At 62.5% G+C, this 19,663-nt stretch carries 15 protein-coding genes, 11 tRNA genes, 2 pseudogenes and 1 riboswitch; of the genes and pseudogenes, 18 read left to right on the top strand and 10 right to left on the bottom strand.

The features are described from left to right. Positions 1-67: 67 nt before the first annotated feature. Positions 68-2,041, bottom strand: coding sequence for a bifunctional diguanylate cyclase/phosphodiesterase (locus tag HKD46_RS15215; protein WP_005297806.1), 1,974 nt, complete (start codon positions 2,039-2,041; stop codon positions 68-70). Positions 2,042-2,212: 171 nt separating this feature from the next. Between HKD46_RS15215 and HKD46_RS15210 the strand changes: the two genes are divergently transcribed. Next, complete coding sequence (locus tag HKD46_RS15210) at positions 2,213-2,707, top strand: hypothetical protein (protein WP_171865612.1); 495 nt, start codon at positions 2,213-2,215, stop codon at positions 2,705-2,707. Positions 2,708-2,806: 99 nt separating this feature from the next. Here HKD46_RS15210 and HKD46_RS15205 read toward each other — a convergent pair whose 3' ends face one another. The 5 genes from HKD46_RS15205 to rsgA are packed head-to-tail and all read right to left on the bottom strand — an operon-like array spanning position 2,807 to position 5,648. Then, entirely contained in the window at positions 2,807-3,208 is a 402-nt protein-coding gene (locus tag HKD46_RS15205) for a hypothetical protein (protein WP_045525703.1), read from the bottom strand. Between the two features lie 2 nt (positions 3,209-3,210). Beyond that, the gene (locus HKD46_RS15200; RefSeq protein WP_010675489.1) at positions 3,211-3,462 is read right to left on the bottom strand and encodes a DUF2960 domain-containing protein; all 252 of its coding nucleotides are present in this window, start codon (positions 3,460-3,462) and stop codon (positions 3,211-3,213) included. Positions 3,463-3,466: 4 nt separating this feature from the next. Further along, positions 3,467-3,715 carry a VF530 family DNA-binding protein gene (locus HKD46_RS15195; protein ID WP_041212447.1) on the bottom strand — a complete coding sequence of 83 codons (249 nt, stop codon included), beginning with the start codon at positions 3,713-3,715 and terminating at the stop codon, positions 3,467-3,469. Continuing rightward, positions 3,712-4,584 carry an archaetidylserine decarboxylase gene (asd, locus tag HKD46_RS15190; RefSeq protein ID WP_029314786.1) on the bottom strand — a complete coding sequence of 291 codons (873 nt, stop codon included), beginning with the start codon at positions 4,582-4,584 and terminating at the stop codon, positions 3,712-3,714. Before asd ends, HKD46_RS15195 begins: the two co-directional genes overlap by 4 nt. A gap of 29 nt (positions 4,585-4,613) precedes the next feature. Continuing rightward, entirely contained in the window at positions 4,614-5,648 is a 1,035-nt protein-coding gene (rsgA, locus tag HKD46_RS15185) for a small ribosomal subunit biogenesis GTPase RsgA (protein WP_164882023.1), read from the bottom strand. Between the two features lie 91 nt (positions 5,649-5,739). Here rsgA and orn point away from each other — a divergent pair, with 91 nt between their 5' ends. From orn to HKD46_RS15150, 7 genes are all read left to right on the top strand, one after another. Beyond that, positions 5,740-6,285 carry an oligoribonuclease gene (gene orn, locus HKD46_RS15180; protein ID WP_042014296.1) on the top strand — a complete coding sequence of 182 codons (546 nt, stop codon included), beginning with the start codon at positions 5,740-5,742 and terminating at the stop codon, positions 6,283-6,285. Between the two features lie 177 nt (positions 6,286-6,462). Then, a tRNA-Gly gene (locus HKD46_RS15175) sits at positions 6,463-6,538 on the top strand. A gap of 25 nt (positions 6,539-6,563) precedes the next feature. Beyond that, a tRNA-Gly gene (locus HKD46_RS15170) sits at positions 6,564-6,639 on the top strand. A gap of 32 nt (positions 6,640-6,671) precedes the next feature. Next, positions 6,672-6,747 (top strand) — tRNA-Gly (locus tag HKD46_RS15165). Between the two features lie 114 nt (positions 6,748-6,861). Next, positions 6,862-6,937: transfer RNA gene (locus tag HKD46_RS15160), tRNA-Gly, on the top strand. Between the two features lie 24 nt (positions 6,938-6,961). Then, positions 6,962-7,037 (top strand) — tRNA-Gly (locus HKD46_RS15155). Positions 7,038-7,061: 24 nt separating this feature from the next. Further along, a tRNA-Gly gene (locus HKD46_RS15150) sits at positions 7,062-7,137 on the top strand. Positions 7,138-7,815: 678 nt separating this feature from the next. Here HKD46_RS15150 and HKD46_RS15145 read toward each other — a convergent pair. The 3 genes from HKD46_RS15145 to HKD46_RS15135 form a co-directional block, all read right to left on the bottom strand. Next, positions 7,816-8,025 carry a cold-shock protein gene (locus HKD46_RS15145; protein ID WP_005297820.1) on the bottom strand — a complete coding sequence of 70 codons (210 nt, stop codon included), beginning with the start codon at positions 8,023-8,025 and terminating at the stop codon, positions 7,816-7,818. Between the two features lie 292 nt (positions 8,026-8,317). Then, a complete protein-coding gene (locus HKD46_RS15140) occupies positions 8,318-8,977 on the bottom strand; it encodes a LysM-like peptidoglycan-binding domain-containing protein (protein ID WP_010675484.1) in 660 nt (219 codons plus the stop codon). Positions 8,978-9,076: 99 nt separating this feature from the next. Beyond that, positions 9,077-11,179: a methyl-accepting chemotaxis protein gene (locus HKD46_RS15135; RefSeq protein ID WP_171865611.1), complete on the bottom strand. Its 2,103-nt coding sequence runs from the start codon at positions 11,177-11,179 to the stop codon at positions 9,077-9,079. Positions 11,180-11,442: 263 nt separating this feature from the next. On the opposite strand from HKD46_RS15135, the gene gltX reads away from it, so the two are divergent. The 9 genes and pseudogenes from gltX to HKD46_RS15090 all read left to right on the top strand — a co-directional run bounded on the left by gltX (position 11,443) and on the right by HKD46_RS15090 (position 14,088). After that, the gene (gene gltX, locus HKD46_RS15130; protein WP_171865610.1) at positions 11,443-12,858 is read left to right on the top strand and encodes a glutamate--tRNA ligase; all 1,416 of its coding nucleotides are present in this window, start codon (positions 11,443-11,445) and stop codon (positions 12,856-12,858) included. A gap of 15 nt (positions 12,859-12,873) precedes the next feature. Further along, entirely contained in the window at positions 12,874-13,005 is a 132-nt protein-coding gene (locus HKD46_RS21430) for a glutamyl-tRNA synthetase (protein WP_223302521.1), read from the top strand. A 15-nt stretch (positions 13,006-13,020) separates the two neighbouring features. Next, complete coding sequence (locus tag HKD46_RS21425) at positions 13,021-13,152, top strand: glutamyl-tRNA synthetase (protein ID WP_223302521.1); 132 nt, start codon at positions 13,021-13,023, stop codon at positions 13,150-13,152. 11 nt (positions 13,153-13,163) lie between these two features. After that, positions 13,164-13,299 (top strand): annotated as a pseudogene (locus HKD46_RS21420) (glutamyl-tRNA synthetase); the annotation flags it as partial. Between the two features lie 236 nt (positions 13,300-13,535). Beyond that, positions 13,536-13,611 (top strand) — tRNA-Ala (locus tag HKD46_RS15110). Positions 13,612-13,639: 28 nt separating this feature from the next. Beyond that, a tRNA-Ala gene (locus tag HKD46_RS15105) sits at positions 13,640-13,715 on the top strand. A 63-nt stretch (positions 13,716-13,778) separates the two neighbouring features. Then, positions 13,779-13,854 (top strand) — tRNA-Ala (locus tag HKD46_RS15100). A gap of 48 nt (positions 13,855-13,902) precedes the next feature. Next, a tRNA-Ala gene (locus HKD46_RS15095) sits at positions 13,903-13,978 on the top strand. A gap of 34 nt (positions 13,979-14,012) precedes the next feature. Next, positions 14,013-14,088 (top strand) — tRNA-Ala (locus HKD46_RS15090). A 615-nt stretch (positions 14,089-14,703) separates the two neighbouring features. Here HKD46_RS15090 and HKD46_RS15085 read toward each other — a convergent pair. Further along, positions 14,704-16,845: an ExeM/NucH family extracellular endonuclease gene (locus HKD46_RS15085; protein ID WP_171865609.1), complete on the bottom strand. Its 2,142-nt coding sequence runs from the start codon at positions 16,843-16,845 to the stop codon at positions 14,704-14,706. Positions 16,846-17,138: 293 nt separating this feature from the next. Next, positions 17,139-17,222: riboswitch (cyclic di-GMP riboswitch) on the top strand. 145 nt (positions 17,223-17,367) lie between these two features. Here HKD46_RS15085 and HKD46_RS15080 point away from each other — a divergent pair. Further along, positions 17,368-19,539 (top strand): annotated as a pseudogene (locus tag HKD46_RS15080) (glycosyl hydrolase family 18 protein); the annotation flags it as partial. Positions 19,540-19,663: the final 124 nt, after the last annotated feature.

Here is a 19,663-nt window from a genome sequence, read left to right as displayed (position 1 = left end):
GCGCCAGCTCACGCACGCTTTGCAAAAACAACAAGGCCACCCTCGGGTGGCCTTGTTGTTGTGAGCATCACGCCTGTGGCAACTGGTAGCAGCGGGCAAACTCGGCGGGGGGCAGCGGGCGGCTGAACAGGTAGCCCTGCAACCGGTCGCAGCCGGCCTGCACCAGCCACGCCTGCTGCTCTTGCGTCTCCACCCCTTCGGCGGTGATCTTGATGCCGAGCTCGTGGCCCAGCCCGATGACGGAGCGCACGATGGCGGTGGTGGCCTGGTTGGTGACCAGCTCCTGCGTGAAGCTCTTGTCGAGCTTGAGGGTCGCCACCTGCAGCCGTGGCAGGTAGGCCAGACTGCAGTAGCCGGTGCCGAAGTCGTCGATGGCGAGCTGAAAGCCCGCCTCGATCAGGCAGGCCAGGTTGCTCTCTATCTCGTCGGCGTTCTCCATCAGCACCCCTTCGGTGATCTCCAGCTCCAGCTGCCAGGGGGCGAGGCCGTGACGCTCGATGCAGGCGAAGATCTGAGGGCATAGCTCGGGGTCGCGAAATTGCAGGGGCGAGAGGTTGATGGAGAGCACCAGATCCGGCGCATCGGCCTGCCAGCGGGCCAGTTGGGCGCAGCCCTGCTCCAGCATGTGGCAGCCGAGCAGGCCGATGAGTCCCAGCTCCTCCGCCAGCGGGATGAACTCGTCAGGCGAGATCATGCCGAGCTCGGGATGGGGCCAGCGACAGAGCAGCTCGGCCCCGTGCAGCTGACTGGTGCGGGTGCTGATGATGGGCTGGTAGACGGCGGTCAGCTGGCCGGACTTGATGGCGAGCGGCAACTGGGCCGCGATGAGCTGGCGACGCTTGAGCTTGGCATCGAGTTCGGGGTCGAACAGGGTGCAGTGCTGCTGCTGACGCTTGCCCTGGGCCAAGGCGGCCTCGGCGTGGCTCAGCAGCCGTTCGGCGTCGTTGGCCTTGCCGTGGGCGATGCCGAGGAATACCGGGATCTGGATCCTGTGCTCTTCCACCTGATAGGGGACCATCAGCGCCCCCTGCAGACGGCTGCTCCAGTTGGCCAGCGGCTCGTTCAGTTCGGGCAGCAGCATGGCAAAGTCGTCGGCGGCCACCCGGCACACCAGCGACTGGGGTGGTGCCAGCTGCTGCAGGCGACGGGCCACCTGGCTGAGCAGGCGGTCGGCGACCCGGATGCCGAAGCGATCGTTGATCTCGCGAAAGTGCTGCAGATCGACCAGCACCAGGCTCGCCTTGCGGGCGCCGAGGTGACGGCTGGTCTGCAGAAAGTGGGAGAGCTTGAGCAGGCCGGTCAGGCTGTCGTAGTGCTGCTCCTGCTGCAACTGGGCCTGGGTGGTGCGCAGCCCGGTGATGTCGCGGCTCAGGGTGAGGATGCCGAGGGAGTTGCCCTCGTCGTCCGGCACCTCGACCCGGGTCACCTCCAGATGGCGGCCCTGGCCGTTGGCATCCACCAGGCAGTATTCACCCCGTCCCATCGGCAGCTCGGTAGAGAGACGGTGGGCCACCCGCTGGCCGAGGGCCTCGCTGGCCGCCATCCCCATGAAGTCGAGAAAGGCCTGGTTGCAGTCGATCAACAGCCCCTGATGGTCTTCCAGCCGGATCGGATCCGGGATGGCGTCCAGCAGGCGGCGTTGCAGCAGTTGCTGCTGGCGGAAGGTCTGCTCCAGCTCCTTGCGCTGATCTATCTCGTTGACCATGCCGAACAGGGCCACCGGCTTGCCCTGCTCGTCGTAGAGCGGGATCTTGTGGATCTCCATCCAGCTGGTGGCGTCGCCGTTGCTGCAGTGCAACTGCTGATAGAGCAGGGGTTTGCCCTCCGCCAGCAGGCGCAGATCCTCTTCCCGAAAGATGTCGCCCCAGGGCATGTCGGCGTCTGTCTTGCCGACGAGATCCGCCGGCAGCGGCAGACCCGCCTGCTCCGTGAAGGCACGGTTGGCAAACAGGTAGCGCCCATCCGTATCCCGGCAGAAGATATTCATGGGTAGCTGGTCGATGATCTGCTGCAGCAGGGGCAGGGTGAGCAAGGAGTTCACACAGACACTCACGGGGGAGACTTCGAGCAAATCTATGATAGCAGGCTGGTTTTGTAAAGCTTGGGTTAAGGCTGACTCATTTCTGCCGATCCCTGCTGACAGTCTGTGTCGCTGCCGCCATAATAGCCGCCGGTCGGCCTAGGGCCGGATTATATGGATGAGAGAAGCAGCATGAAAAAGATAGTGGGAGTAGCACTGGCCCTGTTGATGGCCGGTTGTGCCAGCGACAACAATGGCGGCGAGCAGTACCGCTATACCCCGCCGGTAGCCAAGGCGACCAACAACACCCAGGAGATGCAGATCCCGGTGGATCTGGTGTGGGCCCGCGCCGAGAAGTGGTTTGGCGATCACGGCCTTAACATCGAAAACAGCCAGCGTGGCTCCGGCCTGATGACCGCCAACGTCGAGAATTCGGCCGACGGTCTGGAGTGGCTGGATTGCGGTACCATGGGCTCCAAGGTCGCACTGGGCAACCCCAACCTGCAGATCAACCTGATCATCACCCAGAGCGGCAACAACAGCGTGGCCACCGTCAACGTCAAGGGCAACACCCAGCTCTACTTCGTCGAGTCCTCCGGCGAGCGGGTACCGGCCCCCTCCATCACCCCGGTGTGCGTCTCTCGCGGCAGCCTGGAACAGAGCCTGTTCTCCACCCTCGGCAACTGATCCTGCCGGGTATCATAAAAAACCCCGTTGCGTGCAACGGGGTTTTTTATGCCTGCTCTGCGTCCATCAGGGCGTGAGGGGAGGGATGACGCCAGAGGATCAGGGGGTCAGATCACCGTGATAGAGCACATGGTCACCGGATTTGAGCACATAGCCCTTCCAGGGGAAGAGCTGATAGCCGCCGCCCTGCCAGGACCAGTTGCCCTCTTCGCCCTGGCGGACCAGCCGGATCGGCTCGCCCTCTGGCAGGGTCAGCTCGGCCTGACTCTGATCGGCATTGAACAGCACGAAAGCGCTGACGGTCTGACCGGCATCGGTCGGATTGAGGCGAATGCCCTGCTCGAACAGCCGCACGCACTTGCCTGCCAGCGCCGACCATTGATAACCCGCGCTGCCGATGCAGCCATGTTCGTCGCGATCCGCGCCGACCAGGGGCTCCCTCGGTGTCGTGTTGCAGGCGGCCAGCAGCAGGGAGGCGGCCATCAGGGTCAGGGTGCGCATGCTTACTCCTTGGCGTCCCGTTCGATGACGATGTTGGAGAAGCCCAGCTCCTTGAAGTAGTTCTCCCGGTAATCCTTCACGCTCTTCTTGTCGCGGCGGCACACCTGGGCCAGCTGCTCTTCCATGGCGTGGAAGCGGGTCAGATCGATCCCCTCGGCGGCGGCAACGGCATCATAGATGCTGTTGAACTTGTCGTTGGCGTAGCCAATCTCCCTGGCCTGCTTCTTGTAGGTGTAGGTAATCTTGAACGCCATGGCGTCACTCCTTCTCTTTGGCCTGCTTGCGCTGGACGTACAGATAGAGGCTTTCGACCTTCTCTCTGGCCCAGGGGGTCTTGCGCAAGAACTTCAGGCTGGACTTGATGCTGGGGTTATCGGTGAAGCAGCGGATATTGATCTGCTGCCCCAGCGCTTCCCAGCCATAGTGCGCGACCAGGGCGGTGACGATGGCCTCCAGGGTCAGCCCGTGCAGCGGGTTGTTCTTCTGGGAAGCGGGTTGATCGCTCATGCTTGCGCCGCCAGGGTGGCAAAGGGCTGACCCATGCGGGTGGTGACCCCGTTGGCCAGGTGCGGCGCGAAACCGGCCAGCATGCCCGGGCCAAACAGGCAGACGACTGTGCTGCCCAGCTTGAACAGGCCCATCTCGGCCCCCTTTTGCAGGGTGATGGCTTCATCGCCGGTGTAGTCCCAGCGCACCACCTTCTTCTCTTTGGTCGGCGCTATGTTGCCGGCCCAGATGGTTTCGATGCTCGCGACGATAGTGGCACCGACCAGCACCAGGGCCATGGGGCCGTGGGGAGTACGGAAGGTGGCCACCACCCGCTCGTTGCGGGCAAACAGGTTGGGCACGTTCTCGGCCGTGAGGGGGTTGACGGAGAAGAGATCCCCCGGCACGAACACCATGCTCTCCAGCACGCCGTCCAGCGGCATGTGGATGCGGTGGTAATCCTTGGGTGCCAGATAGATGGTAGCGAAGTCGCCATCCTTGAACGGGGCCACCAGATCCTCATAGCCCCCCAGCAGCTCGCGGGCGCTGTAGTCGTGGCCCTTGGCCTGGATGATGCGACCTTGGCTGATGGGCCCGAGCTGGCTGACGGTGCCATCCACCGGCAGGGCCAGGGTCATGGCGTCTTCCACCACGGGGCGGATGCCGGGCTTGAGCTCGCGAGTGAAGAAGGCGTTGAAGCTCTTGTAGTGGGCCGGGCTCTCGTGCAGCGCCTCGCTCATGTCGACCTGGTACTGCTTGATAAAGGCCTCGATCACCCTGGTGGTGAGGTTGCCCGCTTCGGCGGCGGCAAGTTTGCCCACCAGGCGGGAGAGGGCGTGTTTGGGCAGGCAGTATTGACCGGCAATTTTCAGGTTGTCAGTGATGCTCATGATCTTCATCTGGGAATGAGTTGAACGGGTCACAGCCGCGCCTGTTGGCGACCGTGGCGGGCTTCCTGCATGGTTTCCAGGATGCGGTGGTAGTTGTGGAAGCGATCGGCGCTGATGGCGCCCGCTTCGACCGCGGCGCGCAGGGCGCAGCCGGGATCATCCTTGTGGGTACAGTCGCGAAACTTGCAGCCACCCAGGTAGTCGCGAAACTCGACGAAGCACCGGGTGATGCGGTCGGCTTCCAGGTGCCAGAGGGCGAACTCGCGGATCCCGGGGGAGTCGATGAGATCGCCGCCGCTCGGGAAGTGGTAGAGCCGCGCCGTGGTGGTGGTGTGCTGGCCGAGCCCCGAGTTCTCGGAGATCTCGCCGGTGAGCACGTCCAGCCCCGGCATCAGGGCGTTGGTGAGGGACGACTTGCCCACCCCGGACTGGCCCACGAAGATGCTGATCTTGTCGGTGAGCGCCGCCTTGAGGGCGTCGATGCCCTCACCGCTCTCGCAGCTCACCAGCAGCACCTCGTAACCGAGCTTGCGGTAGGTCTCGAGCTGGTGCTCGATACGGGCGCGGGCCGCGTCATCGAGCATGTCGACCTTGTTGAGCACGATGAGGGGCGCTATCTCCACATCTTCTGCCGCCACCAGGTAGCGGTCGACGATATTGGTGGAGAACTCTGGCATCACCGCCGAGACGATGATGATCTGGTCGATGTTGGCGGCGATGGGTTTGACCCCGTCGTAGAAGTCCGGCCGGGTCAGCACCGAGTGGCGCGGATGCACCGCCTCGATGACGCCGGCAGTCGCGGCATTGAGGCCGGGGCGCCACACCACCTTGTCGCCGCACACCAGGCTGCTGATGCTGCTGCGCCGCAGGTTGCTGCGGTGGATGGCACCATCGCTCGCCTCGACATCCGCGTGCTGGCCGAAACGGCTGATCACCACCCCTTCGATGGCGGGGCCGAACAGGGTGTCATCTACCACTGTGGTGTGCTCTTTTTGCAGCCGCCGCTCGCGGTTGGCCTGGACGCGCCTTTGTTGACCCAGATTGAGTTTTGCTTTCTTTGCCACGGGGTTTGCCAGTTTATGAACAGATTCAAAGCCAGTATGATACATGCAAATTGGCAAAATTCCGCCATTCCTCCCAATAGAGAGAGCAATCATGACAGTCAGCGCGCAGAACTTGGTATGGATCGACATGGAGATGACGGGTCTGGACCCCGAAGAGAACGTGGTACTGGAGATAGCCACCATCGTCACCGACAAGGACCTGAACGTGCTGGCCGAAGGGCCGGTCATCGCCATCCACCAGAGCGAGGAAGAGCTGGGCAAGATGGATGACTGGAACGTCAACACCCACACCAAGAGCGGGCTGGTGGCCCGGGTCAAGGCGAGTGAATACGACGAGGCCAAGGCCGTTGCCGAGACCCTCGCCTTCATTCGCCAGTGGGTGCCGGAGCGCACCAGCCCCCTGTGCGGCAACAGCATCGGCCAGGATCGCCGCTTCATGGTCAAGCACATGAGCGATCTGGAAGCCTTCTTCCATTACCGCAACGTGGACGTCAGCACCATCAAGGAGCTGGTCCGTCGCTGGCAGCCTGAACTGCTGGATCAGTTCAAGAAGAGTGGCTCCCACCAGGCGCTGGACGACATCCGCGAATCCATCGCCGAACTGCAGTTCTACCGCGCCCACGTCTTCAAAATCTGAGTGGCTGGCAAGGGGTTGCCGTCGTTCGGTTGCTAAAATCAGCAGTTCGGCCAGCTTTTGAGCGAACGGCTGCAACCAGACAAAAAAGCCCTTGCAATTGGAATGTCTGCTCTTATAATTCGGCTCCCGTACAGTAGCGCAAGCAACCAAATGCTGTACGGTCTGTTTTCAGGTTTTGCGGGAATAGCTCAGTTGGTAGAGCACGACCTTGCCAAGGTCGGGGTCGCGAGTTCGAGTCTCGTTTCCCGCTCCAAAATGTTTGCTGATGACGTTCCGATGCGGGAATAGCTCAGTTGGTAGAGCACGACCTTGCCAAGGTCGGGGTCGCGAGTTCGAGTCTCGTTTCCCGCTCCAATCATCAGCACAGCCTCAAGACAATCCATGTTGCGGGAATAGCTCAGTTGGTAGAGCACGACCTTGCCAAGGTCGGGGTCGCGAGTTCGAGTCTCGTTTCCCGCTCCAATATGCAGTGCCGGAGTCACCGCGTTGGTAGAGCGTGTTCAGTGCTTGCCAAGGTCGGGGTAGCGAGCGCGAGTCTCGTTGCTGGCTCCAAAGATATGTAAGTGATATTCCGATGCGGGAATAGCTCAGTTGGTAGAGCACGACCTTGCCAAGGTCGGGGTCGCGAGTTCGAGTCTCGTTTCCCGCTCCAATCACTTGCAGATGACATTCTGTTGCGGGAATAGCTCAGTTGGTAGAGCACGACCTTGCCAAGGTCGGGGTCGCGAGTTCGAGTCTCGTTTCCCGCTCCAAACACTTGCAGATGACATCCTGTTGCGGGAATAGCTCAGTTGGTAGAGCACGACCTTGCCAAGGTCGGGGTCGCGAGTTCGAGTCTCGTTTCCCGCTCCAATATCTCTCCTTGAAGTTCATCAATCCAATATCTCAGCACATTCATTACCACATCCAGTTGGTAGAGCATGATCCGTGCTTGCCAAGGCTGGGGTCGCGAGTTCGAGTCTCGTTTCCCGCTCCAATCTCTCTTCGAACCCTTCGAACTCAATCTCTCCCCCAAGTACACGAATCCAGTTTCTCAGTACCATCACTGCCGCGTCCTGTTGGTAGAGCATGATCCGCGCTTGCCAAGGTCGGGGTCGCGAGTTCGAGTCTCGTTTCCCGCTCCAATCTCTCTTCGACGTCCTCATAATCCCTTTGAATTGCCCATCACATCGCGCCGCGATGATTTGTCGTATCCGGCGTTTGCCTGATTTCTCTCTTCCCCGCACATCCCAAGTCATAAGACCAAGATGTATTGCTTGCTAATAGCCTCCCGGAGATCGGGCACAACCCTTTGCGGTCGGCTAACAGGCTTGGCAGGGCCTGAATGACAGACAGTGGCTCGGTGTAAGTTAAAACCGGGGCATTTAACCAAAACTCATCATTTTGATTTATAGCGGCTGGTGGCGGCCATAAACGGATTGCAGGTGGGGATGGCAAGCCCGGCAAGGGCTCTGCCGATCGGGGAGGGGAAATCGCGGGCAAAAAAATAGGAGGGGCGATGGCTCCTCCTACGGGTTCACTGGCGCTGGCTCAGATAACGGTGACGTTCTCGGCCTGAGGGCCTTTTTTGCCCTGGGTCACAGTGAACTGGACTTTTTGACCTTCAGCCAGGGTCTTGAAACCGGCGCTCTGGATGGAGGAGAAGTGAACGAAAACGTCCGGTCCCTGGGATTGCTCGATGAAGCCAAAACCCTTGGTTTCGTTGAACCATTTTACTTGGCCGGTGCGAATGTCAGACATGTGGTAAGTCCTATCTATAACAAAATGAAACTAAGCCTGGTTGGGCAGCATTTGCCTGGAAGTCAGGGGTTGAAGCATGACTGACCACGTCTCTTTGTCCCAGTAGCATGTAGCAAAATCCCTGTCTAAAGCCTGACCGATTGTACTGGAGCCCGATCCCTTGTCAATTTGGCACTTTTCATTTTTTGAGCGAGCTAAAAGTATTGTGAAGTCAGCAGCTTGTTTCATGCTTCACATCAAAAAAAACGGGAGGCCATGGCCTCCCGTCTGCATAAGGGGGGGGTCGAGCCCCCTATTCCTTGAGGGCGAACCCTTCCCCCTGGCGGTCGTAGCGGTAGCTGACCTGACCGAGAGAGCGGACCTCGACCCGCTGGATGCGGCGGCTGGTGTCCACCAGGATGAACACCGACTTGCCCGACTGCAGCCGGGTCAGCGGCCTGTCCGGCCCTTCGATGGCGATGAGCCGGCTGAGCTCGGCCCCCGGCAGCTCGAACTTGCGGAAGATGGAGTAGAGGGTTTCACCGGCCTGCACGTCGTGCTGCAACCAGGTGCCATCCACTTTTTCCTCGACGGGCTTGGCGGCCTGGGGCTCACCGGCGTTGCCGACGGTCAGGGCCTGGGCCGGCACGGCCAGGGGGACCGCCAGGGAGCCTGACGGCGCCGTGGTCGGGGCGGCGGGGGCGGGCTCCCAGGCCAGCACCAGCAGCCAGAGCGGGATCAGCACCAGCAACCCTATGGTGTGTTTGCGGGGCAGGGGGCTTGCCAGCTTGAACGAGGCCGCCTTCGGCTCCTTGTTGCGCTGACCCAGGCCACTCATGCCCTGGCCGAGACGCTGGCGCAGGGGCAGGGTAGCCGCGTTGATACGTTGGAGCAGGGTTCCTTGTGATTCGTCTTGGCGACGCTGCTGGGCTCGTCTGTTATGGCCACGTGGGCGACGGTCCGGGGTGGGCACGGCATTTACCTCTCACTACATTGCCTGCCATCAGGCAAATATGCCGCCTATGGTAAACGGACTCGCCCCCGAGGGGGAGAGTCCGGAGCATGAAAATTATCAGCTGAGACGAAACTGACCCAACAATTGCTGCAAACGTTCCGCCGCCTGACGCAAGGCCTGACTGGCGTTGGCCGTACTGGTGGCGTCCCTGGCGATGTCGTTGGCCAGTGCGCTGGTTTTTGACAGATTGCCGGAGACAGTCTCGGAAACCGAGCTCTGCTCCTCGGCGGCGGAGGCGATCTGGTAGGTCATGTCGTTGATGGTGGCGATGGCCTGGAAGATGCTGCCGAGGGCCGCCTCCGCCTGATCCGCTTCCCCCACCGCCTGATGGGTCAGCTGCTGGCTCTGCTGGATGGCGTTGACCGCGTTGGTGGAGCTGTGGCGGATCTTGTCGATCAGCTCCTGGGTATTCTGCACCGCCTGCTGGGTGTTGCCCGCCAGCTTGCGCACCTCGTCGGCCACCACCGCAAAACCGCGCCCCTGCTCCCCGGCCCGAGCCGCCTCGATGGCGGCGTTGAGCGCCAGCAGGTTGGTCTGATCGGCGATCCCCTGGATGACGGTGAGGATGCTGGTGATCTGCTCGCTGTCGTGAGCCAGCCCTTCCACCACCTCGGCTCCCTTGCCCGCCTCGGCAGCCACCTTGTGCATGGAGTGGATCACCCGCTGGAAGCGTACCTTGCCCTCGTCCGCCGCGCCCTGGGCCTGCTTGGCGGAGTCGGCGGTGTTGTTGGCGTGGGTGGCCACCTCCTGGCTGACATAGGACATCTCCTGCACCGCGGTCAGCATCTGCTCCATCTCCGCCTGGTGATGCTGCAGGTTGCTGTCGGTCTGGCCGGCGATGCGATCGGTGTCCCCGGCGTGGCGATGGACCTCGCTCGCGGTCTTCTGCACATCCCCGAGCAAGGCCTGCAGCTTGTCGATGAAGCGGTTGATGCCCCGGGCCAGGGCCCCCAGCTCGTCCCTGGAGCGGGTCTCCAGGCGCTTGGTGAGATCCCCGTCGCCGTCGGCGATGTCATCCACCAGGCTCACCATCTGGCGGATGGGGCCCGTGATGCTGCGGGCAATGACCAGCATGGTGCCAAGGGCCAGCACCAGCACCAGCAGGGCACCGATGAGCTGCTGGGTCATGGCGGCGCGGTTCATGTCGGTGAGCTGGCGTGCCAGCTCGTCCGCTCCTGCCAGCACCACCTTGTAGGGCAGGGTGACGATGATGGCCCAGTTGCGGGCCATGCCGGGCACCGCAATGGGCACCGAGATGCGAAACGCGTCGTCGAGCTCCTGGCGCTGCACGTCCGGTTTGAGGTACTGCTGCCAGCCGTTGCCGAGCACCTTGTCGGCGCGGCTGCCGAGCAGGCTGGCGTCGCCGCTGGTACCGGTGATGACGCCGGCGGCGCTGACGATCAGGGTCTCCCCCTTGCCGTCATAGATGTTGCTGTTGAGGGACTGGGCCTGGCGGCTGATGGAGTCCACCGCCAGATCCAGCGCGGCGATGCCCTTGAACTGGCCATCCACCAGGATGGGGGTGGTGATGGTGCTCACCAGCACCTGCTGGCCGTTGATGTCCACCTTGAAGGGGTCGATGAGGCAGGAGCGTCCCTCCCGTTTCGGGCAGGCGTAGTAGTCGTTGGCCGGGTTGCCGAACTCGTCCGGATCGCTCTTCTCGATGGAGAGCAGCAGGTCGGTGCCGATGCTCTCCTTGTCGCGATAGAAATAGGGCACGAAGCGCCCCTTGTCGTCACTGCCGAGCGCGCTCTGGCCGGCGAAGCTTTCGTCCTGGCCGTCGAAGCCGTTGGGCTCGAAGCCCGCGAAGGCGCCATAGAGCTGGGGCTCCAGGGCAAGCTGGGCCTTGAGCAGATCGGTGGCTTGCTGGCGATCCAGCGGCAGCTTGCCCTCCTGCTGGCGGGCGAAGACGCTGGCCATCTGCTGGGTGTAGGAGAGCCCCTTTTGCAGCAGCTGGGTGATGGTGGCGGCCTCGGCACGGGCGTTGGCGCTCACCTTCTGCCACGCCTCCTGTTGCAGGGCGGCGCGACTGGAGTCGATGGTGAGCTGCTGGGTCTGCCGGCCTGAATACTGGTTGAGCAGGATCAGGATGACCAGGGCCGTGGTCATGGCGACACCGGCCAGTACCAGGATACGATTCTGGATAGAACGAAACTGCATCGCGCGTTCCTTGTATCGTTGAGGGTTCGTTGACGGGGTGACTGAAGTATCGGCTGTGCGGGAGATCTCTCCAGCAACCTCGCCTAGCTAAGCGGGAAAAAAGGGAAAATTCTGAGACATCACTCTAAAACAGCGGTTTTTGCGGGAATAGACCCTATTTTCCCCTCTGCCTCGCCATGGTTTTCCCATCCGTCATTGTCGGTGCTAAAATGCGACGGTTTTTTTAACGAATTGGCCCAAGGCCCTCTACACAAGGCTTAAAGATGAAAGTCAAAACCCGTTTTGCTCCCAGCCCGACCGGCTTTTTGCATGTCGGCGGTGCCCGTACCGCACTCTATTCCTGGTTGTTTGCAAAGAACCAGGGCGGTGAGTTTGTGCTGCGTATCGAGGATACCGATCTGGAACGTTCCACTCAGGAGGCCATCGACGCCATCATTGAGGGCATGGAATGGCTGGAGCTGAACTGGGATGAGGGCCCCTACTACCAGACCAAGCGCTTCGATCGCTACAATGGCCTCATCGACGAGATGCTGGCCGACGGCCGTGCCTACAAGTGCTACTGCTCCAAGGAGCGGCTGGAAGCGCTGCGCGAAGGCCAGATGGCCAACGGCGAGAAGCCCCGCTATGATGGCAAGTGCCGGGATGGTGCCCACGATCACCCGGCCGATGCGCCGCACGTGATTCGCTTCCGCAACCCGACCGAAGGTTCCGTGGTGTTCGATGACCACGTCCGTGGCCGCATCGAGTTCGCCAACACCGAGCTGGACGATCTCATCATCCGCCGTACCGATGGCGCGCCGACCTACAACTTCTGTGTTGTAGTCGATGATTGGGACATGGAGATCACCCACGTGGTGCGTGGCGAAGACCACATCAACAATACCCCGCGCCAGATCAACATCTACAAGGCGCTGAACGCGCCGGTACCGGAATTTGCCCACGTCTCCATGATCCTGGGTGACGACGGCGCCAAGCTCTCCAAGCGCCACGGTGCCGTCTCCGTCATGCAGTACCGCGACGACGGCTACCTGCCGGAAGCGCTGCTGAACTATCTGGTGCGTCTGGGCTGGTCCCACGGGGATCAGGAGATCTTCACCCTCGACGAGATGATCAAGCTGTTCAGCCTGGATGCCATCTCCAAGTCCGCCTCCGCCTTCAACACCGACAAGCTCTTGTGGCTGAACAACCACTACATGCGCAGCCTGGATCCGGCTTATGTTGCCAAGCATCTGGCATGGCACATGGAACACCAGCAGATCGACACCCGCAAGGGCCCGGCCCTGGCCGACGTGGTGACCCTGCTGGCCGAGCGTTGCAACACCCTGGTGGAAGTGGCCGCCCAGAGCCGCTACCTGTTCGAAGAGTACGAGGCCATCGACGAAGCGGCAGCCAAGAAGCACCTGCGCGGTGTGGCTGCCGAGCCGCTGGCGCTGGCCAAGGCCAAGCTGGCGGCCCTGGAGACCTGGACCACCGAGGCGCTGCACGAGCTGATTGAAGCGACCGCCGCCGAGCTGGGTCAGGGCATGGGCAAGGTCGGCATGCCGCTGCGTGTGGCCGTCACCGGTCTGGGCCAGTCTCCTGCCATCGACGCCGTGATGGCGCTGGTGGGCAAGGAGCGGGTCCTCGCCCGTATCGACCGCGCCCTGGCGTATATCGAAGCGCGCATGGCCGCCGAGTAAGCTTGCCGCCGCACATTGCCGTCACCGGTCTGGGGTAATCTCTCCCCTGCCATTGACGCCGTGATGGCGCTGGTGGGCAAGGAGCGTGTCCTCGCCCGTATCGATCGCGCCCTGGCGTATATCGAAGCGCGCATGGCCGCCGAGTAAGCTTGTCGCCGCACATTGCCGTCACCGGTCTGGGGTAATCTCTCCCCTGCCATCGATGCCGTGATGGCGCTGGTGGGCAAGGAGCGGGTCCTCGCCCGTATCGATCGCGCTTTGGCGTATATCGAAGCGCGCATGGCCGCCGAGTAAGCTTGCCGTCGCACATTGCCGTCACCGGTCTGGGGTAATATCTCCCCCGGCATCGACGCCGTGATGGCGCTGGTGGGCAAGGAGCGGGTACTGGCCCGCATCGACCGCGCTTTGGCGTATATCGAAGCGCGCATGGCCGCTGAATAAACATCGGCCATGGCATGAAAAGGGCTCCCTGACGGGGGCCCTTCGTATTTTGGCCTCAAGCGGATTTGCGACGTAAAACAGCGACATAGCGACGAGGTTGGCGGTAAAAACAGCTAACTGCCTGAATTTTGACTAAACGCTCCAGTGGGCGAGAATTTTGGGTTGACAGCAAAGCGGGTGATGCCTATCATGCGCCTCCGTTGCCAGAGATAACTTTGGTAGCGCCGAGGTGAGTTGGGGTTATAGCTCAGCTGGGAGAGCGCTTGCATGGCATGCAAGAGGTCCGCGGTTCGATCCCGCGTAGCTCCACCAAATTCTCCTCGAACAATCTGGAATCCAAGGGGTTATAGCTCAGCTGGGAGAGCGCTTGCATGGCATGCAAGAGGTCCGCGGTTCGATCCCGCGTAGCTCCACCAGGTTCCCGATTGACATGAAGTACCCAGGGCAGTGCGGTGTGTATCACCCAGGCCGACCTTTGTGGGGTTATAGCTCAGCTGGGAGAGCGCTTGCATGGCATGCAAGAGGTCCGCGGTTCGATCCCGCGTAGCTCCACCATTATTGAGGATGAATGGCCGCCAGAACCATTCATTGAGTACCGAATTTGGGGTTATAGCTCAGCTGGGAGAGCGCTTGCATGGCATGCAAGAGGTCCGCGGTTCGATCCCGCGTAGCTCCACCAAATTCAGAGTGATTCAGCGTCACTCACACACATCGGGGTTATAGCTCAGCTGGGAGAGCGCTTGCATGGCATGCAAGAGGTCCGCGGTTCGATCCCGCGTAGCTCCACCATCTTTCGCAAGAAAGCACCAAGGCCACCGCATCGCGGTGGCCTTTTTGTTTGCCTGTTATTTGAATTTCCCATGATCTCGCCCTTTGCATTTGTCTGGCAAATGGCGCTTCACCCTCTCCGCGAGGGCGTCAGCGGCCCTGGCCGCCGCTGACGGGGGTGAGGGTGGAAATTGGCGCCGATGCCGCCATGGCCACGGCGCGGGCTGCACGATGCCATCCTCTGCCGTGTGGCGGTTGGTTCATTGGGCAGCCTGCGATGGCGCTTCACCCTGTCCGCGAGGGCATCAGCGGCCCTGGCCGCCGCTGACGGGGGTGAGGGTGGGGATTGGCGCCGATGCAGCCATGGCCATGGCGCGGGCTGCGCGATGCCATCCTCTGCCGCGTGGCGGTTGGCTCGTTCGGCAGCCTGCGGGATACGCTATCCGGCCCCTGGTGTCAGCACCGGGTTTCCCCGTCGGCAGGGTGCCAGCCCTCCGGGAAAGGGGCGGGGTGGGGCAACAAGGTATTTATTAATCCCATGATGTGGCCCTTTGCATTTGTTTTTCAAATGGCCCTGGCACAAAAAAAGCCCGCGATCATCGCGGGCTTTGCACCTGGCATCGAGGATGCCGCGTCTTAGCGACGACGCCGCCAGGCGAGCGGCAACAGGGCCAGCAGCAGGGCGCCCATGGCGCCGCCACCCCCCTTGCTCGCTTCCTTGAGCTTGAGGTCAACGATGACGGGGTCGTGGTCCGAGGCGCTGAAGGGGTTGTCCGACTTGATGAGATCGCCGGTGTAGGCGCTGCCATATTCGAACAGGTTGCTCTCGAAGGAGTTGATGTGCCAGTCGGCCACCGCCACCACCTTGTCAGCCAGCGCCGGGTTGGCGAGGGCGTAGTCCAGGGTGCCGAGCTCGGCCTCGTAGCTGTAGGAGATGGCCTTCTCCTGGTTGAACTTGACGTTCAGATCCACCAGGCCGTAACCCTTGGCCACCGTCTGGCCCATCTGCTCATAGGGCTTATCGCCGATGTAGGTGTGGGAGGCGGAGCGGATCTGGCGCTCCCCCGCGACCGGCGCATAGTCGGTCAGCACTCGGATGGGATCCTCCTTGGCGTAGGAGTTGAAGTCCCCCACCAGCAGCACCTGGCCCGGCATCTTGCTCACCGCCTCCCCCAACACCTTGGCGGCGCTCACCCGAAACTCGGTGCACTTGCCCTGCAGGTCCGCAGGCTCCGTCTTGCCATCTCCGTTTTCATAGCAGCCCGACCCCTTGGACTTGAGGTGGTTGACCACCAGGGTCAGGGGGGCGTCGCTGCCCGCCACGGTGAAGCGCTGGACCAGGGAGTCCCGCTGACCGGCGCTCTTGGTGACGCCGCCCGTGGTGTAGCGCTGCTGGGGCAGGGGGATAACGTCGGCATCCCCGCTCGGGGTGAGCAGGGCGGGGCGGTAGATCATGGCCACCATGATGGCGTCGCCGCCAAAGAAGCGATCCTCCGTGAGCAGGGCCTTGGGCAGGGTGACGAAGGCGTAGTGCTTGCTCGCCTCCTTCTGCCTGGCGTTGAGGCTCTCCACCAGATCGTGGAGGGCGGCGTGCTCGTCAAAGCCGTTGTTCTCCATCTCCATCAGGCCGAGCAGGTCGGCGTCCATTTCGGTGATGGCGTTGACGATCTTGGCGCGCTGCAACTGGAACTCCTCCAGGCTCTTGGCGCCGCGGTTGCAGCCCTTGGCGCTGTCCGCATCCGCCTGATCCGCGCAGAGCACGTTGAGGGCGCCCCCCACGCTGGAGTGGCTGGTGAAGTAGTTGAGCACGTTGAAGCTGCCGATGCGAAGGTCAGAGCCATCCAGGCGGGCCGGGGCGCTCTGGCGGTCGTTGTCGCCGGTGCGCAGCAGATCCCCCGCGGTGATGGTCTGATCCCGGGGCACGATCAGGCGGTACTCGTTGTAGCTGTAGCCGACCATGGCCTCCAGGTTGACCGGGGCATCGCCGATGCGCAGGTAACCCTGCTCCGGCTCCCAGGCGGGCAGCCAGGGGAGCTTGCCGTCCCCCGCCTTGACGTCCGACTCGAGGAAGACGCGGTTGCTGGCGTTGGCCTCGGCCAGCGCCACGGCCTCGGGGCTGCTCGCTACATGGAGCTGGGTCGGCTTCATCAGCGGGGCGCCGTGAGCGAGCACCAGGTTGTTGCGCCGGGCGGCATAGTCGTAGCTGAAGTTGCGGCTGATCTTGAGGGCGCTGTCGGCGTCGAGGCGCACCCGCATCCCTTCGTGACGTTCCAGGGCTCGGGCCAGGGTTTCCCCCTCCAGTACCCGCAGCGCCGTGGCGGCCGGGGCGGCGCCCTGGGCCAGGGTCGTCAGGCGCGGCGTGCTGCCGTCAAACAGGGGCTTGAGCTGGGTGTGGCCGTAATACTCCTCGACCTTGGCCTCCAGACAGACCAGGGCACCCGGCTGGATATCCGGGTACTTGCTGGCGAAGTTCTTGTCGTTGAGGTAGACGAAAATGCCGTCCGACGTCTCGGGGTTGCCGTCCCCCTGCACATCCAGCAGGTAGAAGCCCTTGTTGAGGCTTTCGCCCAGACCCGAGACCACCGCCTTGACCGAGACGCTCTGGGTGCTTTCGAACTGATCGTCCGGGACGAGGGGGCTCTTGTCGCCACTGCCCTGGATGGCGGGGATGGGGGTGAGGGCACTGTCGGCCGGGCAACTGAAGCCGGCGGCGTAGAGAGACGGGGACGCGAGCGCGAGCCCCACGGCCAGCGACAGCAGGGTAGGTGTTCCTTTCATGGGTATTCCTTTTTTTATTTTTGCCAGTGTTTCCATAGCCTTGGCATCGTGGCCAAGGGCGCGCATTGTCACATTTCTGGCAGCTCTGACCAGTGAACCAACGCACATTATGAGGAGACAAAGGAGCCCATTTGCCATTTTTTGACGTGGCTAACAGTTTGATATTGATGATCTATTTGTCATCAGGTGGGAGCGAAAAGTGTGAGGCGGCCAGCATTCACATATTTTCCTTCGAGAATAAAGATTGAGCAGTGGTCACTTGCTTCCTATACTCGAGCCGTTCCTCACGGAACCCAGGCAAAGGGCAAACCGGCAGTGATGCCGGGACGCAAAGCCTCCGATCTGTCCCATCCGGGCCAGACAGCGGGGTTACCCAGGGTGACTTGAGGGTTTGTGGCCCGTCCATGGCCTGTTGTCGCTCCCTTGTTCCCTGTTGCGATTGCGCTTTTCCCGGTATTGAAGCCAAGACAAAACAAGGAAGATAACAATATGCAACAGATCTTGAGGCCCAGCAGGCTTGCCATGCTGGTCGCCCTTGCGGCCGTCCCTGCCTGGGCGCAGGCTGCTTACCCCGCCTATCAGGCCGGCACCGCCTACAAGGCTGGCGACATCGTCAGCAACGCAGGCGCCCTCTATGAATGCAAGGAATTCCCTTACTCCGGCTGGTGCGGCGCGTCCCCCTATCACTACGCCCCCGGGGTGGGGGTGGTCTGGGCCGATGCCTGGAAGCTGTATGGTGGCGAGGTGCCGCCGCCGGCCCTGGTCGTCGCCATCGGCTCCCCCGCCGTGGGTGCCAGCGTCAGCGAGGGGGCCAGTGTGGCCCTGGCGGTGACGCTGAGCGGCCCGGTCACGGCGCTCGCCCGGGTGGAATACCTCATCGACGGCGCTCTGGTCGCCACCGCCACGGCTTCTCCCTGGAGTGCCAGCTGGTCTGCCGCCGGTGCGGGCAATCACGCCCTCAAGGCCCGGGCGCTGGATAAAGACGGCAAGGTGCTGAGCGAGGCGGATTCGAGCTTCAAGGTCGCCGCCGTGGTGGCGCCAGAGGCGCCCAGGGTGAGCATCGCAAGCCCCGCCGCCGGTGCCAGGGTGACCCTGGGCCGCGCCCTCACCGTGAGCGGCAATGTCACCGATGCCAATGACGACGTCGCCAAGGTCGAGCTCTTCGTGAATGGCCAGAAGGTGGGCGAGGACACCAGCGCCCCCTGGCAGCTGAGCTGGACGCCCCAGAACAAGGGGCTGACCGGCCTCAAGCTGGTGGCGACCGACAAGAGCAACCTCTCTGGCGAGTCGGCCCAGGTGGACGTGCAGGTGGAAGAAGCGGCCCTGCCCCCTACCGGCGGCAACCTCTCCTGCGACGTGCGCCAGATCTACCGCGCCGACGGCAGCGAGTGCATGGGGGATGACCACGGCCGCCGCGTCATCGGGTATTTCACCTCCTGGCGCACCGGCAAGAACGGCCTGCCCGCCTACCTGGTGAGCGACATTCCCTGGGACAAGATCACCCACATCAACTACGCCTTCGCGGCGGTGGACGAGCAGAGTCACACCATCAAGGTGGATGACGCCGCTACCAAGCTGACCTGGAACGGGGTGCCGGGCGCCGAGATGGATCCGGAGTTCGCCTATCAGGGTCACTTCAACCTGCTGTCCAAGTACAAGAAGCAGTACCCGGACGTGAAGACCCTCATCTCCGTCGGGGGCTGGGCCGATACCCGCGGCTTCTACGCCGCCACCACCAAGGGCGACTGCTCGGTCAACACCGCCAGCATCAACGCCTTTGCCGACTCGGCCGTGGGCTTCATCCGCCAGTACGGCTTCGATGGGGTGGATATCGACTACGAGTACCCCACCTCCATGAAGGATGCGGGCAACCCCAACGATTTCCCGCTCTCCAACCAGTGTCGCGGCAAGCTCTTTGCGAACTATGAAGTGCTGATGAAGACCCTGCGCAACAAGCTCGACAGCGCCGGCACCGAGGACGGTCGCAAGTACATGCTGACCATCGCCTCGCCGGCCTCGGCCTACCTGCTGCGCGGCATGGAAAACTTCCAGGTCACCCAGTACCTCGACTACGTCAACCTGATGACCTATGACTTCCACGGTGCCTGGAACCACTTCGTCGGTCACAACGCCGCCCTGTTCGACAACAAGGCGGATCCCGAGTTGTCCCAGTGGGGTGTCTACACCCAGGCCCAGTTTGGCGGCATCGGCTATCTCAACTCCGCCTGGGCGGCCCACTACTTCCGTGGTGCCCTGGCGGCGGGCAAGATCAACATAGGGGTGCCCTATTACACCCGTGGCTGGCAGGGGGTCACCGGTGGCACCCACGGTCTGGGTGGCAAGGCGGCGCTGCCGAGCCAGAGCGATTGCCAGCCGGGCACCGGTGGCAGCACCATTCCGTGCGGCAACGGGGCGGTAGGCATCGACAACATCTGGCATGACCTTGACAAGAACGGCAAGGAGATTGGCGGTGGCGCCGTGCCCATGTGGCATGCCAAGAACCTGGAGCACGCCGCCAGCCTCGGCATCACCACCCTGCCGAGCTACGGCCAGGCCTGGGGTCTGGATCCCAACAACCCGGCCCACGTGATGCAAGGCCAGTATGTGCGTTACTACGACGACAAGGCCCATGCGCCCTGGCTCTGGAACGAGCAGAAGAAGGTGTTCCTCTCCACCGAAGATGAAGAGTCCTTGACATCCTCCCCCACCTTAGCGCTTCGCGTCACAGGAGGGGGATTCCCATTACTGGGTGATAGCTGCTCGCGCAGTACCGGGTTCCTGCTTCATCGGGCGGCCTGATTGCACCACGCCTCCACAG

This window comes from Aeromonas sp. TW 6 (assembly GCF_013168745.1).
GTDB classification, from domain to species: Bacteria; Pseudomonadota; Gammaproteobacteria; order Enterobacterales; family Aeromonadaceae; genus Aeromonas; species Aeromonas caviae.
This window is presented reverse-complemented; position numbering and strand designations above follow the sequence as displayed.